The 15,013-nt window shown below is 63.4% G+C and carries 15 protein-coding genes; 2 read left to right on the forward strand and 13 right to left on the reverse strand.

Features of this window, described 5'->3' with window-relative positions; translation table 11 throughout:
* Positions 1-3 precede the first annotated feature (3 nt).
* The 13 genes from CI41S_RS17130 to CI41S_RS17190 form a co-directional block, all read right to left on the reverse strand.
* Complete coding sequence (locus CI41S_RS17130; protein WP_139860832.1) at positions 4-909, reverse strand: sugar-binding transcriptional regulator; 906 nt, start codon at positions 907-909, stop codon at positions 4-6.
* A 77-nt stretch (positions 910-986) separates the two neighbouring features.
* Positions 987-2,525 (reverse strand): alkaline phosphatase D family protein, encoded by a 1,539-nt coding sequence (locus CI41S_RS17135; RefSeq protein ID WP_139860833.1) that lies wholly within the window; start codon positions 2,523-2,525, stop codon positions 987-989.
* Positions 2,522-3,283: a glycerophosphodiester phosphodiesterase family protein gene (locus CI41S_RS17140; protein WP_139860687.1), complete on the reverse strand. Its 762-nt coding sequence runs from the start codon at positions 3,281-3,283 to the stop codon at positions 2,522-2,524. The genes CI41S_RS17135 and CI41S_RS17140 overlap by 4 nt, the downstream gene beginning before the upstream one ends.
* A gap of 10 nt (positions 3,284-3,293) precedes the next feature.
* Positions 3,294-4,214, reverse strand: coding sequence for an ABC transporter permease subunit (locus CI41S_RS17145; protein ID WP_139860692.1), 921 nt, complete (start codon positions 4,212-4,214; stop codon positions 3,294-3,296).
* Position 4,215: 1 nt separating this feature from the next.
* On the reverse strand, positions 4,216-5,115 hold the full coding sequence (locus CI41S_RS17150) for an ABC transporter permease subunit (RefSeq protein ID WP_244626576.1): 900 nt from the start codon (positions 5,113-5,115) through the stop codon (positions 4,216-4,218).
* A 149-nt stretch (positions 5,116-5,264) separates the two neighbouring features.
* Positions 5,265-6,593, reverse strand: a complete 1,329-nt coding sequence (locus CI41S_RS17155; protein ID WP_139860698.1) for an extracellular solute-binding protein — start codon at positions 6,591-6,593, stop codon at positions 5,265-5,267.
* A 371-nt stretch (positions 6,594-6,964) separates the two neighbouring features.
* Complete coding sequence (locus CI41S_RS17160; protein ID WP_139860703.1) at positions 6,965-7,813, reverse strand: urease accessory protein UreD; 849 nt, start codon at positions 7,811-7,813, stop codon at positions 6,965-6,967.
* Positions 7,779-8,432: an urease accessory protein UreG gene (gene ureG, locus CI41S_RS17165; protein ID WP_139487333.1), complete on the reverse strand. Its 654-nt coding sequence runs from the start codon at positions 8,430-8,432 to the stop codon at positions 7,779-7,781. The genes CI41S_RS17160 and ureG overlap by 35 nt, the downstream gene beginning before the upstream one ends.
* Positions 8,433-8,436: 4 nt before the next feature.
* Positions 8,437-10,146, reverse strand: coding sequence for an urease subunit alpha (ureC, locus tag CI41S_RS17170; protein ID WP_139860706.1), 1,710 nt, complete (start codon positions 10,144-10,146; stop codon positions 8,437-8,439).
* A gap of 32 nt (positions 10,147-10,178) precedes the next feature.
* Positions 10,179-10,874 carry an urease subunit gamma gene (locus tag CI41S_RS17175; RefSeq protein ID WP_139860709.1) on the reverse strand — a complete coding sequence of 232 codons (696 nt, stop codon included), beginning with the start codon at positions 10,872-10,874 and terminating at the stop codon, positions 10,179-10,181.
* An 11-nt stretch (positions 10,875-10,885) separates the two neighbouring features.
* Positions 10,886-11,557, reverse strand: coding sequence for an urease accessory protein UreF (locus CI41S_RS17180; protein ID WP_139860712.1), 672 nt, complete (start codon positions 11,555-11,557; stop codon positions 10,886-10,888).
* A gap of 2 nt (positions 11,558-11,559) precedes the next feature.
* On the reverse strand, positions 11,560-12,084 hold the full coding sequence (gene ureE / locus CI41S_RS17185) for an urease accessory protein UreE (protein ID WP_139860715.1): 525 nt from the start codon (positions 12,082-12,084) through the stop codon (positions 11,560-11,562).
* A gap of 355 nt (positions 12,085-12,439) precedes the next feature.
* The gene (locus CI41S_RS17190) at positions 12,440-13,378 is read right to left on the reverse strand and encodes a GlxA family transcriptional regulator (RefSeq protein ID WP_175607158.1); all 939 of its coding nucleotides are present in this window, start codon (positions 13,376-13,378) and stop codon (positions 12,440-12,442) included.
* A gap of 106 nt (positions 13,379-13,484) precedes the next feature.
* On the opposite strand from CI41S_RS17190, the gene CI41S_RS17195 reads away from it, so the two are divergent.
* Positions 13,485-14,735, forward strand: a complete 1,251-nt coding sequence (locus CI41S_RS17195; RefSeq protein ID WP_139860718.1) for a sarcosine oxidase subunit beta family protein — start codon at positions 13,485-13,487, stop codon at positions 14,733-14,735.
* A 21-nt stretch (positions 14,736-14,756) separates the two neighbouring features.
* Entirely contained in the window at positions 14,757-15,011 is a 255-nt protein-coding gene (locus tag CI41S_RS17200; RefSeq protein WP_139860721.1) for a sarcosine oxidase subunit delta, read from the forward strand.
* Positions 15,012-15,013 lie beyond the last annotated feature (2 nt).

Below are 15,013 nucleotides of genomic sequence, written 5' to 3' on the forward strand. Positions count from 1 at the left end.
GGCTCATTGCCGCTTGCCGATCAGCTTGAGCGCTCCGGCAGCAGCCTTCTCGTCCGTAACCAGCACCTTGCCGATCCGGCCCTGCAGCGCCGCTGCGATCACAGGCGCCTTGTTGGTGCCTCCGGCAATCAGCATCACCGTCGGTGTCTTCGCGAGCTTTTCGATCGGCAAGGCGATCGCGCGCGAATTGATGCCGTGATTGATCTGACGGCCTGATTGATCGAGATACTGCCCCAGCACGTCGCCGACCGCCCCGGCCGCACGCAGATCGTCGATGGCGACATCCGGCGGCAAACCGTGCCGCACCAACAGAGAGCGCGGCGAGAGATCGCCCAGGCTCAGTAGCGCGAGATCGAGCCGACCGACCAGCTCCAGAACCTCCGCGTAGACTTCCTGCGCCATGAACGTGTCGCGCGAGCGCCTGTTGCTGGCGTAGATCGGGGCGGCCAGATAGCTGCATTTGGCATGTAGCCTGCGCGCCAATTCGCCCGCGATCTCGAACGTGTTGAGCTCGAGGCCGCGCGAGAGGCCTCCCATCATCGAAACAACCCAGAGCTCCGGGTACTCCGCCGGCGTGACGTGACGGATCGTTTCACGCAGGGTCGCACCCCAGCCGATGCCGACCGTGCGTGGTCGCTTCTCTTCCAGAAATTTCGACAGGTAGGCTCCGGCCGCCATACCGATCAGGCTTGCGACCAGTTCAGGGTTTTCCGGGCTCGGGATCACCACCGCGTCGTCCAACCCGCACCGTTCGCGCAGTTGGTGCTCCAGCTCGGTGCAACTCGCAAATTCCGAATTTAGCCGGATGCTGACGATGCCGCTGTTGCGGGCCTCCGACAGCATACGATTGACGCGCGCCCGCGTCAGCCCGAGCCGCTCGCCAATCTCGGCCTGGGTCAAATTTTCCATGTAATAAAGCCACGCAATCCGCAAGCTAACCTGGTCACTCAAAGCGCAATCTCCTGGAGCACAGTCAGAAGCTCATACTAGATCACCTTCGGTCCTCGTACCCCGTCCTCGACAACAAAAGTCGCCAACCGCCGCACACCGCTATCGATCTCCTTCACGTTGTCGACGGCCTCGAACCCGACGGTACAGGTCTTCGCATCGAGCTCGACAGTGGCGAAGCCACGCTTGTCGCCGCGGGCGAACGTCAGATGCGGATTGTCGGCAATCGCTTTGCGCGTCGCGGCCTCGCCCGGACCATCCGACGTAATCGACGTGCCCACGAATTCCGTCGCGATGGCGGGCTCGTCCGGCTTCGTGAAATCGCGCTTCAGGCTGCCGGCAAAGAAGGCGTGGCGGTCGCCGCCGATCACGACCGGATTGCGCGTCCGGTGCGCGGCGAAAGCATCGAGCAGCCGCCGGCGCGCGCTGGGATAGCCGTCCCAGCCGTCCATCCAGTAGTGGTCGTCGTCGGCGGCGCCGCGCCGATCCTGCGCCATCAGGGTCTGCTGCGCGACGATCGTCCAGGGCGCGTGGCAGTTGCCGAGGCGCTCGTCGAACCAGTTTTCCTGTGCGCGACCCAGCATGGTCCGCGCCTCCTCGGTCCGCTCCGCGCATGGAACGATCCAGGTCGGCCGCCCGCCATTCACGCATGCCGAGGCCGAACGATACTGCCGGTCATCGAGCAGCAGAACATCCATCACGTCACCGAACCTGTAATGCTCGTAGATCGTCGCATCCGGCCCGCGCGGCCGCGCCGACAGCGGCAGCGGCATGTGTTCGTAGTAGGCCTGGTAGGCGGCGGCCCGAATCTTCAGGAACTGGCCGGGGTCCCGCACCGTGTAGGACCGGTCATTGGCGTAATCGTCGGTGACCTCGTGATCGTCCCAGATCGACAGCCATGGAAAGGCGGCGTGCGCGGCTTGCAGATCGGTATCGCCCTTATAGAGCGCGTAGCGGTTCCGGTACTCGGCGAGCGTCGTCGGAACCCCGACACCGTGCTGGCGCACATGGCGCGATCCCCAGGATCGCTCGTAGATGTAGTCACCGAGATGCACGACCAGATCGAGATCGCGCGTGGCCATGTCGCGATAGGCGCTGAAAAAGCCTTGCTCATATTGCTGGCAGGAGGCGAAGGCGAAGCGGACGCGCGCCTTGTGTCCGGCCGGCGCGGTCCGCGTGCGCCCGACCGGGCTCACGGCGGTACCCGCGCGGAAGCGGTACCAGTAGATGCGATCGGGCTGCAGCCCCCTCGCCTCGGCATGCACGGAATGCGCTAGATCGGCCGTCACGTGCTCAGTACCGCGCGCCACGACACGTGCAAACTTCTCGTCCTCGGCAATCTGCCATTCCACCTCGACCGGCGCATCAGGCATGCCGCCGTCTTCGAGCGGCCGCGGCGCTAGGCGCGTCCATAAGATCACACTGTCCGCGCGCGGGCAGCCGGAGGCGATGCCGAGCGTGTAGGGATCGGCGCTGAAACGAACGGGCGCTCCGCGCACGACGCCGAAGGGCGCGGCGAGCGCGGCACTCGCTAGTGATCCCGTCAACAAACGCCGTCGCGAAATCCCTGCGGTCATGTCGCTGCCGGGACTGCCGCGCGCTTGCGCCTGATGTCGACAGCGCGATCGGGCCGGTCGGTCGTGATCTGCCGCACCGGCTGGGCCAACCAATAGTTGATGTCTTCCGGCGTGTTGGTGACCCAGGCGCCGAGCCGCGCCGTACCGAGGATGCCGAGCGCCAGTGGCAGCGCCGGCGCCAGCAGCGACTTTTCGATCGCCACGATGCAGTCGCGAATCTTGGCGAGCCGCTCCAGCGCCGGCCTGAACCCGCCCATCATTTCCGCCGAGCGACGATCGAGCGACACCAGCACCCGTGCATGCGGCGACATGCGCCGCACCGTTTCGATTACCTCGGGGACAAAACAGGTGATGATCGCCCGTCGCTCCAGGTCGCGCCGCCTGATCTCCTCGATCAGCTTCGCCTCGAGTCCCTGATAGGCGTTGCCCAGTGCATCGGTCTTGATCTCGATATGCAGCTCGAGCGCGGTCGAGTCGAACACGTCGAGCACCGACGATAGCGTCGGAATGCACTCATCACCGGCATCGCGCAGTCGCGTCGAGGTCAGCCGGTTCAGGCTGCGCTCGCCGACCGGCCCGGCATCATGAGTGGTGCGGTCAAGCAAGGGATCGTGGATCACGACGATCCCGCCGTCCGAGCTCTGGTGCACGTCAAACTCGACTGCGTCGGCGCCAAGGCCGCATAGGTTCCGGAAGCCCAGCAGGCTGTTCTCGGCCCAAAGGTCGCGAGCGCCGCGGTGTCCGGCAATGAAGACCATTTGCTTCTCCTTACTTGCTGCTGTCGACGAGCCCCTTCAGGAACCAGCGCTGCAACAGCAGAATCACCAAGGTCGGCGGCAACATGGTCAGCAGCGCGCCGCTCATGGCGACGTTCCAGGCTGGTTCACTGTCCGAGCGGGGAATCAGGCTCTTCAGGGCAATGACCGCAGTCGCCATGTCCTTGTCGGTCGTGAACAGCAACGGCCAAAGATATTGATTCCAGCCGAACAGGAACAGGATGATCGCCAGCGCCACCATGTTCGGCACCGACAGCGGCAGCAGGATGCTCCAGAAGAAGCGCAGCGGCGAGGCGCCGTCGAGCCGCGCCGCCTCGCAGAGCTCGTCTGGCACGGTCAGGAAGAATTGGCGAAACAGGAAAGTCGCTGTCGCCGAGGCCATCAGCGGCAGGATCAAGCCGGGATAGGTGTTGACCATATTCCATTCGAGCGCGATCGTGATCTCGTGGCCGCTGATCCAGCTCCAGAGATCGGCAACATGCAGCGCATCAACAACCCATTGCAACGGCAGCGCTGCGTTGGCGACCGCCTCGAAGGTCGGCACGATCCGGACCTCGATCGGCAGCATCAGCGAGACGAAGATCAGCCAGAATGCCAGCATCCGGTAGCGGAAGCGGAAATAGGTGATGGCGAAGGCCGAGAGCAAGGATACCACGATCTTGCCGGCGGTGATGCCGAACGCCACGACGACCGAATTGACAAAGGTGCGGCTGAAATTCGCTTTCGCCCAGGCCGCCTGCAAATTGGCGAAGAACTGATCGCCCGGAAGCCATGACAACGGCACCTTCTGCACGTCGCCGATCGTGAGCGAACCGGCGACAAAGGCGAAATAGAGCGGCACGCACACGATCAGCGCGCCCGCGATCAGAATGGCATGGCAGAAGAAGTTGAGAACAGGTGCGCGCTCGACCATCTCAAACTCCGTAATTGACCTTGCGGTCGAAATAGCGGAACTGCAGCAGCGTGCAGAGCAGCGCGAAGCTCATCAACAGCACCGACTGTGCGGCGGAGGAGCCGAGGTCGAGATTGACGAAACCGTCGACATAGACCTTGTAGACAAGAATGTTGGTGGCGCCGGCGGGTCCTCCCCTGGTGACGGCGTCGATGATCGCAAACGTCTCGAAGAAGCCGTAGATGAAATTCATCACGGCGAGGAAGAACACGGTCGGCCCCAGCATCGGCAGGCCGATCGAGACGAAGCGCCGGATCGGGCCGGCACCGTCGACCGCCGCCGCCTCGATCAGCGAGACCGGCACGGCGAGCAAGCCCACCACCAGGAAAATGTAATCGTAGCAGATATGCTTCCACGAGGCGGTCAGCACCACTAGAATCAGCGCGTGGTTCGGATTGAGGTTCGGATCCCAGCCAATTCCGAGCGCGTGCAGCATCTGGGCAAGCGGCCCGACCGCCGGGTTGAACAGAAAGGCCCAGAGAATGCCGGCGATCGCGGGCGCAATCGCATAGGGCAGGAGAATGATGGTGCGGTAGACCGAACGGCCGCGGACGATGTGGTCGGTGGCGAAGGCGAGCACCAGGGCGACCAGCAATGTCAGCACGTTCTGTCCGACCGTGAACTGCAGTGTCACCCACATCGACTGGCGGTACTCGCCATTGGCGAACAACGCCTTGAAATTGTCGAGCCAGACGAACTGGACCGTCGTGCCAAAGGGATCGGACAGCAGCACCGACTGCGTCAGCGCCCGCAGCGAGGGGATGAAGAAGAAGAACAGCAGAATCAGGAATTGCGGCAGCAGCAGCAGGGTCGGCAGGCCCGGCCCGTCGCCGAAATTCGCCCGCTTCAGGCCCGCCTCCAGTGCCGGCCGCGCCCTCTTCCGCGACGCAGCAGTCCGGCCGCCATCGGCCGTGGCGCCGCGCGAGGCTTGCCCGGCCACAATAGCGGAACGCGACTGTGCGGGCGCAGCCACGTCACGCCACGTCGCTGACGAACGCGCGGTCATGGCCGTTAGCGATCGCCGTCGAGGTTTTTCCCGGCATTGAGCTTCTCGAACTGCCGGAGGATCTCGTTGCCACGCTTGACCGCGTCATCCATAGCTTGCTGCGGCTGTTTCTGGCCCGCAAAGACCGCCTCCACCTCCTGGCGCTGCGCCAGCATGGTTTGCACGAAATTTCCGAAGCGGAAGCCGCGCGAATTTTCGTTCGGAGTCCCGCGCGACAATTGTAGCACGGCGATCTCCCGGGTCGGGTGATCCTTGTAATAGCCTCGCTCGCGCGCAAGCTCGTAAGCGCGATTGGTCGCCGGAACGTAGCCGGTGGCGCCGTGCCACCACACCTGGGTTTCCGGTTGGGCGATGAAGTTGAGGAAGGCCGCCACAGCCTCGTAGCGCTCCGGCGTGTGGCCTTTCATCACCCAGATCGCGCCGCCGCCGATCGTGCTGTTGAGCGGCGGATCGATGTCGCTTTCATGCGGCAGGAACGTGGCGCTCCAGTTGATGGTGGCGTTGCGCTCGATATTGCCGTGCGAGGCCGTCGAGTTGACGAAGGTCGAGCAGCGGCCGGAAGTGAACAATTGCTCCGGGCTGAATCCCTGGCCGGCAATCTGCATGATGCCGTCATCGAGCCATTTCTTCAGCCGCGCCACCTGCGAGACCACCTTGGTCTTGTTGTAGACGAACTCGGTGCCGAGACCGTCAAACCCGTTGGCCAGCGTGCCATAGGGTTGATTGTTGATGGCGCTGTAGTTCTCCAGCAGGCTCCAGTAAAAGTCGCCGGGCAGCACGGTACCGCATTCGCTGATTCCCTTGGCCTTGATGGCGTAGAGCTGCTTCTCCAGTTCCTGCCAGGTGTCGGCCGGCTTGTCGAAGCCCGCTTTCTGGAAGTGATCCTTGTTGTACCAGAAGATCGGCGTCGACGAGTTGAACGGCAGCGCCGACATCCGCCCCTTGTAGCTCCAGAAGCTCGCAACAGGCTTGATGAAATCGGCGAAGTCGATCTTGTAGCCCTGCTTTTCCAGGAGATCCTGCACCGGCACCACGGCATCCGACAGCAGCATGGTCATGTAGCCGCGCTCGGCGATCTGCACCATCTCCGGCGGCCGTTTGGCGCGGTAGGCGGCGATGACGCCGTTGGTCACCTCATCGTAATTGCCCTTGGCCACGGCAACGACGGTGTACTTGTCCTGGGACTTGTTGAATTTCTCGACGACCTCATTGAGCCGATCGCCCAGCACGCCGCTCATCGCGTGCCACCATTGCACCTCGATTCGCGCGGCCTTCGCCGGGGACACCAGCGCCAAAACCGTGAACAAAGCCGCCAAGAATGCTGCTCTCTTCATGGAAGGTCCTCCCTGTCAAAGCCCGGTTAGCTGGCCTGCTGGCCAGTTCGAGCATTTGTATTCTTACAATGACATATGTGTCGACGTGATGAAAGGGGGCAGATTTGTTCCAGCGCGAGGGGCTAGCCAGAACCGGCGGCGTTCCGGGATGAGTCCGGTGTCAGCCTTCAGGCAGTTCTGCCGCTCCAACGATCCGCCGGGCGCGCCAAGACGATCCGGAGCGGTCTCTTGCAAGGCGTCACGACGGCAAACGAACGAACAGGGGGAGGCGCTGTTTTCTTATCGGCGGGCATCCTAACTCGGAACGTTGTTCTCGATAGCAAACACGAGGGCTTGACCTCGATCTATTCTTCGGGCAACCGCGATCCTTGTCATTTCCTCCGTCGCGCGGCTTCTACGCCCAGCGCAGCGCGGGCGGCGACTTGAAACACAGCTTCGATTCCGCGCGTCAGGACTCCGCCGTCGGGCGCAAGCATGCGCACCACAAGCCCGGCCTGGTTCGGTGCCTCCGATACGCCCGCAAGACAGCCGCATTCGTCCGCAGCCTGGGTCAACGACAAGATGCCGGGCAGCTTGTCTCGTGGTGCCACGAGCAAGGCGCTTGCGGCTGCCGCCATGGTCCCCAACGCGCCGTTTCGCAGTTGCCCGCCCGCGAGACGCCCGCGATCCAGCAGCAGGAGTCTGCCGTCCGGCCGCATCACCCGCTGTTGGGTGACATATTCGGCAAAGCCATGTCCCGAGCATCGCGGATCGTGCACCGCGAGGCCATCGACCAGCAGCAGCACGGCATCCTCCCCAACCACGGCGGTGGCGTCGAGCGCAAGGTTTGCGCCGGGAAACAGCACATAGGGGTCGCTTGATATGGCGCAGAACGCCCGCGGGCCCACACGGATGCGCAACTGCTGCATCGAGCGGCCCCCTCGTCCGTGATGTACGACGGTAGCGGCCTGTGTCGTGAGATGGAGCGCCGCTTCCGTGCCGACGTCGACATCCAGCGTCAAACGGTCGCCTGCATAGAGCCCGCCGGATGCCGATTGGATGTAGAGCGTCAGGACATCGGGCCGCGCAGCGTCGAGGTAGAAGCCCCGCGTCACATGCAGCGGATAACCGACATGCTGGCGGCGCAGGATAGTCCGGCCGCCGGCCCGCTCCGCCACAACATGAGCCTCCGCAGTGCGGCCGGTATCAAACGCGGAAGAGGACAGAGGCAGAGATTGCATCCGCGACCTCCTCGATTCCAAACCCGCCACGCACATTAGTCGGAATCACGGCGCGACCGCTGCGTACCGCTCTTGCCTCTTCCAGCATACGATCAATATTGACGCCGACATACGGCGCCAGATCGACCTTGTTGACGACAAGAAGGTCGCAGCGCAACAGGCCAGGCCCCTTCTTCCGCGGGATGTCGTCTCCTCCGGCCACGTCGATGACGAAGATCCACCAGTCGACCAGATCGAGCGAGAAGGTCGAGGCAAGATTATCGCCGCCCGATTCGAACAAGATCAGCTCAATACCCGGGAAGCGGGCTTCAAGATCGTCGCCGGCAGCGATATTCAGGGTCGGATCTTCACGAATCACGGTGTGCGGGCAGGCACCGGCCTCGACCGCGGTCACGCGCGCGGGATCGATCAATCCGGAGCGCCGCAGCCGCTCGGCATCCTCCTTGGTGACGAGATCGTTGGTGACGACGGCGAAATCGATGCCGCGCTGTTGCAGCACGGGGATCAACGCCTCGATCAGCGCGGTCTTGCCGGAGCCGACCGGGCCACCGATGCCGACGCGCGCAGCACCCGGGCCGGAACGGCCTGCCTGTAAATTGAAGGCGGTCTGAACACGCATGACCTCACCTCAACATGTAGCGTCGCGCCAAGGGCAACTCGCGCGCCGGTTCACACGTCGCTAGCACGCCATCGACGAAGACCTCGAAGGTTTCAGGATCGACAGACACGTTGGGACAGGCGTCATTCCAGAGCATGTCGCGCTTGCTGAGCTTGCGCGTGTTGCCGACCGGCAGCAGCTGCTTCGAAAGTCCAAGTGCTCCTCCGAGATCGCGCTCAAGCGCCAGCGGGTGCACGAAGCAGGCGGACAGGGCGGCCGGCGCACGACCGAATGCGCCCCATTGCGGCCGCATCAGCATGGGCTCGCAGGTCATCAGCGACGCCGCGCTGTCGCCCATGGCGCCCCATGCGATGAACCCGCCCTTGATGACAAGCTCCGGCTTAATGCCGAAGAATGCAGGACGCCACACCACAATGTCGGCGAGCTTGCCGGCCTCCAGCGAGCCCACGTGGTCGGAAATGCCGAAGGTCCTTGCAGCATTGATGGTGTATTTGGCGATATAGCGGCGGATCCGGGCATTGTCGCCAAAGCCCAGCCGTTCCTCGGGCAACGGGCCCCGCTGATCCTTCATCTTGGAAGCAAGCTGCCATGTCCGGCAGATCACCTCGTGGATACGGCCCATGCCCTGGCTGTCAGAACCCAGCATCGAGATCGCACCGATGTCATGCAACACGTCTTCGGCAGCAATGGTCTGCGCCCTGATCCTGCTCTCGGCGAAGGCGACATCCTCGGGAATGGACGGATTGAGGTGATGACAGACCATGGTCATGTCGAGATGTTCGTCGAACGTGTTGACCGTGTAGGGGTTGGTCGGATTGGTGGACGACGGCAGACAGTGCATCTCCCCGGCGACGCGAATAATATCGGGTGCGTGGCCACCGCCCGCACCTTCCGTGTGATACATGTGAATGGTGCGGCCGCCGATCGCTTCGAGCGTGTTCTCGACAAAGCCGGATTCATTAAGCGTATCGGTGTGGATCTGCACCTGAAAGTCGTAATCGTCGGCGACGCGCAGACACGTATCGATCGCCGCCGGCATCGAACCCCAGTCCTCATGCAGCTTGAGACCCATGACGCCGGTCTCGAGCTGCTCCACCATCGGCGGCGCACGATGCGAATTGCCGCGGCCGAGAAAGCCGAAATTCATCGGCCAGGCTTCGGCTGCCTGCAGCATCTTCCCGGTGTTGAACGGACCCGAGGAGTCGATGCCGACGGTAATGGGGCCAAGTGATCCCCCGATCATCGTCGTGATGCCGCTGGCAAGCGCGTGCTCGACGAGGCCGGCGCTGTCGAAATGGACGTGAACGTCGATTGCACCGGGAGTCGCGATCAGCCCCTCGCAATCGCGGACGGTCGTGCCGGTCGAGACGATCAGATACGGATCGACGCCGTCCATGATGGCCGGATTGCCAGCCTTGCCGATACCCACGATTCGTCCGTTGCGGATACCGAGGTCTCCCTTCACGATGCCGATGACGGGATCGATGACGGTGACGTTGCACAGCAGGAAATCGAGCGCCCCCTCGGCGCTGGTGATGCCGGCCATGCCGATCCCGTCGCGCAGCGTCTTGCCGCCGCCATGCAGGCATTCGTCGCCATAGACGGCATGATCCTTCTCGACCACGGCGAAAAGTGAGGTATCGCCGAGACGCACGGAATCGCCGGTAGTCGGTCCATAGAGGGCGGCGTAGTCCCGCCGGTCGATCCTGGTCACGTGAGTCCCCTCAATTTATTGGTGTTTGCCAACTACGCCCCACGAAAATCGCGCGACCTGGCGCGCGCCAAAGCTGCATCGCGCACAGCCGGATCTCCGCCCTGGCCGTTGGTCAAGTTGTTAAGACCGGTGAGTTCCTTCTGCCCACCAAATTCCACCAGCGAGATTTCCTTGGATCCGCCGGGCTCGAACCGCACCGCCGTCCCGGCCGGAATGTCGAGGCGCATGTTGAACGCGGCGGAGCGGTCGAATTCGAGCGCCTTGTTGACCTCGAAGAAATGGAAATGCGAGCCGATCTGGATCGGCCGATCGCCGGTATTGACCGCGGTCAACGTGACCTTGCGCCGGCCGGCATTGAGCTCGATCGAGCCGTCCAGTGCCTGCACCTTGCCGGGATGCTCGGGATCGGCTTCAGCACCCGGCGCAGGACGAATCGGCTCGTGGACGGTCACAAGCTTGGTTCCGTCCGGAAAGACGCACTCGACCTGAATGATGTCCATCATCGAGGCGATGCCAGGCAGCACGTCTGCCGTGGTCAGAATCGTCGAGCCGAACCCGATCAAATCGGCCACCGAGCGGCCATCCCGCGCGCCTTCGAGTATCTCGTCGGTGATGATAGCTACCGCCTCCGGATAGTTGAGCTTCAGGCCACGCTCGCGGCGGCGCCGCGCCAGCCCGGCGGCGCTGAAGATCGTCAGTCGTTCAAGCTCGGTTGGGGTCAATAACATGCCGCATCACCTCAATTGGCAAACAGTCTGAGATCGGCCTGCTCGTGCCGCGCGGACGCGACGTCGAGGAACGGGAGAAAGCTTTCCATCTCGACATCGATCGCCACCGGCTGCACCACGAACTGCTGGATCAGCGGCAGGCAATCTCGCAGGATCGTCTGCCCTTGCAGCACGCCGATTGCGCCGAGACGTATGGCGGCGGTGATGAGGCCGGAGACCGCCGCGTAGCCGCTGGTCAGCTGGACGAGTTCCTCGTCGAGCCCGACCGTAGACCAGACCGCTCCCTGCATGACGGCGATGTGACCGAGACATTCGCCGCGACGCACGGCGTCTCGCAGACTAACCGCAGACTCATTGCCGAGCCGCGCGTGCGTGGCGAGAAACGAGGCGCCGTTGCGCCGCGACCCCCGACGCAAGGCACTGAACAGCGTCGACGCCTCGACCTCGCGATCTATGCCGGCGATTGTCGCAACGTCCGCGCCGGCCCGAAACGCGCGCACGAGCGCGATACGGTCAAACGTCGCCCAACGATGCCGGATGATTGCGTGCATCAGCTGCGCAAACTCTGCCTGCTGCATTCCCTCCCGCAGCGCGATCGCGCCCTCCAGTCCGTAGGAGAATGCGAACGATCCGCTGGGAAAGGCTCCGTCAGCCTGCCACATTGCGCGAAGCGTCGACAGCATGGCTAGTGGCCGTGACCAGGAGGGCGGGAGTGGGGGTGCCCGTGCTCCGCGAAAGGCGCAGCTTCATGATCGACGGCTTGCTCGATCACGCCGGCCCCGACGCGGCCGGACTCGATGAGGCCCTCGAGCCTGGCAAGGTAGTCTTCCGGACGTCCTTCGAGGGCCACCAGCAGAACCCCTCCCTCGAAGCGAACGCGCCAGTGGAGATTGCCCGCCTGGTAGCCGAGCTCAATCGCGTCGCTCAACGAGCGCGGCTCCAGCCGCAGCCAGCGCTCCGTGGCCGCCCGCACCACGATCGCCCGCTCTTTCTCCAGCAGAAGAACCGCGCCATCGAACAGTTTTTGATGCCGGGGCAGCGCGATCGCGAGTTCTTCGCCGCCGCTCGTGGTGATCAGCAGCCGACGTCGTGCCAAATCGACTACCGGGATGGTCACGATGTCGACCGCCCCCCGATGCTCGAGCCTGTGCAGTTGCTCGGAGAGTTCGGGCTCCACCCGGCTTCCCAATACGCACTCGATACGCAGCATCAACGTTATTCTCCGAAGATTGCCCACTTGTCGCTTCGCCATGATGGAGAGCGGTGAGTCTGATCGGATGCAGGGAAAGAGCATCGAACGCCTCTCCTTGTGCCAAGATCGTGCCAACGCACGCATCGCCGTTCAAGCCAACGCGCCAGCTACCCGAATTGTCATCCGAGACAGCCGTATTCAAGGCGCCGCGCCCGGTCCTTCAGCAGTAACGTTCAAAAGTCCAATCGCTACGGATGGTCGTTGCGGCTCCGCGATTGCACAATGGAGCGGCAGCTCTGCCAGATATTTCGGCGGCAACATGGGCGCGAACCGTAGCAAATGCGATCTCGGGCTCAGAATGAACTCCACGCCATCATTCGACGAGACGCTCCTGGCGCGGAGAAAGTCCAAATTGTCCCCGGTACGCCCGTGAAAAATTTGCCGGCGTTCCGTAGCCCGTAGCCGCCGCGATTTCACCGATCGGCATCGACGTCTGTCTCAGCAGCAGCCGGGCGCGCTCAAGTCGCATTTGCGCATAGCGCCGCGTGATCGTCGTGCGCAGATATTTGGCGAACAGCCGCTCGAGCTGCCGCACCGAAACTCCGGCGTGCCGCGCCAGCCGACGAGGGGTCAGCGGGGCCTCGACGTTTCCCTCCATCCGGGACAGCGCGACGACCAGCTTTGGATGATGGACGCCGAAGCGCTCGGTGGGGGAAAGACGTTGCGCCACTTCGCCGCGGCGGACTTCGGTCTGCAGGAACCAGTCGCTGACAGCGGCCGCCACTCGCGCGCCGTGATCGATACGGATCAGCGCGTGCATCATGTCCAATGCCGCGATACCGCCCGCGCAGGTAAACCGGTCGCGATCGATCTCGAACAACGCCTGGCTGAGATGCAGGAAGGGGAATGTTTCGGTGAATGCCGGGATGTGCTCCCAGTGAAGCGTACATCGGTAGCCGTCCAGCACGCCTGCTCGGGCAAGCAGGAAGGGACCAGCCGACACTCCCCCCAACCGCACACCATGCCGGACAACCTTGCGCAGGAACGCCATCGTGCCCGGATGACGGAAACTTTGCGGATTTCCGCCGGCGCATACGATGATCGTATCCATCCGCCCGATGTCGGCGATACTCGCGTCCGCCTGAATCCGCACGCCATTGGAAGCGACGATCTCTTGTCCCTCAATCGAAATGTGGCGCCAACGATACAGGACCCGTCCGGTCAGAACGTTGGCCGCACGAAGCGGTTCGATCGCGGACGCGTAGGACATCAGCGGAAAGCCCGGGATGAGCAGGAAGCCGACCCGGCTCATCCGAGGTGTGTCGCCTTGAGATAAGTTTACGTCGTTTTTTGCCATGCTGGTCCGTACTTATCAGTACATGCTCCGGCTCACAAGCTGGTCTCCGGTTTTGCGGCTCATGCGATACTCTTTCCTCACCCTTGGCCGCGCGGCGCTGCGCGGCCATCGCGACTGGCAGCCTGCATGGCGCGATGCCGAGCCGCGGCCGAGCTATGACATCGTCGTCGTCGGCGGCGGCGGCCACGGTCTCGCAACAGCCTATTATCTTGCAAAGAAGCACGGCCTGCGGAACGTCGCGGTGCTGGAAAAGGGCTGGATCGGCTCCGGCAACGCCGGACGCAACACCACCATCATCCGCTCCAACTACCTGCTTCCCGGAAACGAGCCGTTCTACGAATGGTCGATGAAGCTATGGGAGGGGCTTGAGCAGGAGCTCAACTACAACGCCATGGTGAGTCAGCGCGGCGTGCTCAACGTGTTTCACTCCGATGCACAACGCGATGCCTTCGCGCGCCGCGGCAACGCCATGCGGCTGGCCGGAGCGGACGCCGAGCTGATCGACACGGACGCCGTTCGCCGCATTCTGCCATTCGCCGATTTCGACAATGCCCGCTTTCCGATCAAGGGCGGCTTGCTGCAGCGTCGCGGCGGCACTGCCCGTCACGACGCCGTGGTGTGGGGTTACGCACGCGGTGCGAGCGATCTCGGTGTCGACATCGTGCAGAATTGCGAGGTTACCGGCTTCCTGCGTGAAGGCGATCGTGTGATCGCCGTCGAGACCACGCGTGGCACCATTCATGCCGGAAAGGTCGGACTGGCGGTCGCCGGCAGCAGCTCCAGGGTCGCGAAGTTGCTTGGTCTCAGGCTGCCGATCGAGAGCCATCTGATACAGGCCTTCGTGTCCGAGGCCGTCAAGCCGCTGATCCCCTGTGTCGTCACCTTCGGCGCCGGCCACTTCTACATCAGCCAGTCCGACAAGGGCGGCCTGGTGTTCGGCGGAGACATCGACGGCTACAACTCCTATGCCCAGCGCGGCAACCTGCCCGTCGTCGAGGACGTCTGCGAAGGCGGCATGGCATTGATGCCGATCATCGGACGCGTCCGCATCCTTCGTAATTGGGCCGGCCTGCTCGACATGTCGATGGACGGCTCGCCGATCATCGACCGCACGCCGCTCGACGGGCTCTATCTGAATTCGGGCTGGTGCTATGGCGGCTTCAAGGCGACGCCGGCTTCGGGCTGGTGCTTCGCGCACCTGCTCGCGCGCGACGAACATCATGAGGTCGCGTCCGACTACCGGTTGGACCGTTTCGAAACTGGCCATCTCATCGACGAAAAGGGCCAGGGCGCCCAACCCAACCTCCATTGAGATTGCGACGAGTGTCCCGAAATGCGTATCCGATGTCCTTATTGCGGTGAGCGCGACCTCAGCGAGTATATCTATCACGGCGACATGGCGGCGCGCCCCGATCCCGCGGCGCCCGACGCGCAGCGGCGATTCTATGAGGCGGTGTATCTCCGAGACAATCCCGCCGGCCCGCATGAGGAACTCTGGTACCACGCCAATGGCTGCCGGGGCTGGCTGCGCGTGCGGCGCGACACGCGGACGCACGAGATTCTCGATACGGCATTCGCGGGCTCCTGATC

Origin of the sequence: Bradyrhizobium ivorense, assembly GCF_900696085.1 — a bacterium.
Classification (GTDB): Bacteria; Pseudomonadota; Alphaproteobacteria; order Rhizobiales; family Xanthobacteraceae; genus Bradyrhizobium; species Bradyrhizobium ivorense.

Excerpts from the sequence above, each read along its gene's own strand:
- CI41S_RS17130 (WP_139860832.1), bottom strand. The coding sequence starts at position 909 with ATGGAAAATTTGACCCAGGCCGAGATTGGCGAGCGGCTCGGGCTGACG.
- CI41S_RS17135 (WP_139860833.1), bottom strand. The coding sequence starts at position 2,525 with ATGACCGCAGGGATTTCGCGACGGCGTTTGTTGACGGGATCACTAGCG.
- CI41S_RS17140 (WP_139860687.1), bottom strand. The coding sequence starts at position 3,283 with ATGGTCTTCATTGCCGGACACCGCGGCGCTCGCGACCTTTGGGCCGAG.
- CI41S_RS17145 (WP_139860692.1), bottom strand. The coding sequence starts at position 4,214 with ATGGTCGAGCGCGCACCTGTTCTCAACTTCTTCTGCCATGCCATTCTG.
- CI41S_RS17155 (WP_139860698.1), bottom strand. The coding sequence starts at position 6,593 with ATGAAGAGAGCAGCATTCTTGGCGGCTTTGTTCACGGTTTTGGCGCTG.
- CI41S_RS17160 (WP_139860703.1), bottom strand. The coding sequence starts at position 7,813 with ATGCAATCTCTGCCTCTGTCCTCTTCCGCGTTTGATACCGGCCGCACT.
- ureG (WP_139487333.1), bottom strand. The coding sequence starts at position 8,432 with ATGCGTGTTCAGACCGCCTTCAATTTACAGGCAGGCCGTTCCGGCCCG.
- CI41S_RS17175 (WP_139860709.1), bottom strand. The coding sequence starts at position 10,874 with ATGTTATTGACCCCAACCGAGCTTGAACGACTGACGATCTTCAGCGCC.
- CI41S_RS17180 (WP_139860712.1), bottom strand. The coding sequence starts at position 11,557 with ATGCTGTCGACGCTTCGCGCAATGTGGCAGGCTGACGGAGCCTTTCCC.
- ureE (WP_139860715.1), bottom strand. The coding sequence starts at position 12,084 with ATGCTGCGTATCGAGTGCGTATTGGGAAGCCGGGTGGAGCCCGAACTC.
- CI41S_RS17190 (WP_175607158.1), bottom strand. The coding sequence starts at position 13,378 with ATGAGCCGGGTCGGCTTCCTGCTCATCCCGGGCTTTCCGCTGATGTCC.
- CI41S_RS17195 (WP_139860718.1), top strand. The coding sequence starts at position 13,485 with ATGCGATACTCTTTCCTCACCCTTGGCCGCGCGGCGCTGCGCGGCCAT.
- CI41S_RS17200 (WP_139860721.1), top strand. The coding sequence starts at position 14,757 with ATGCGTATCCGATGTCCTTATTGCGGTGAGCGCGACCTCAGCGAGTAT.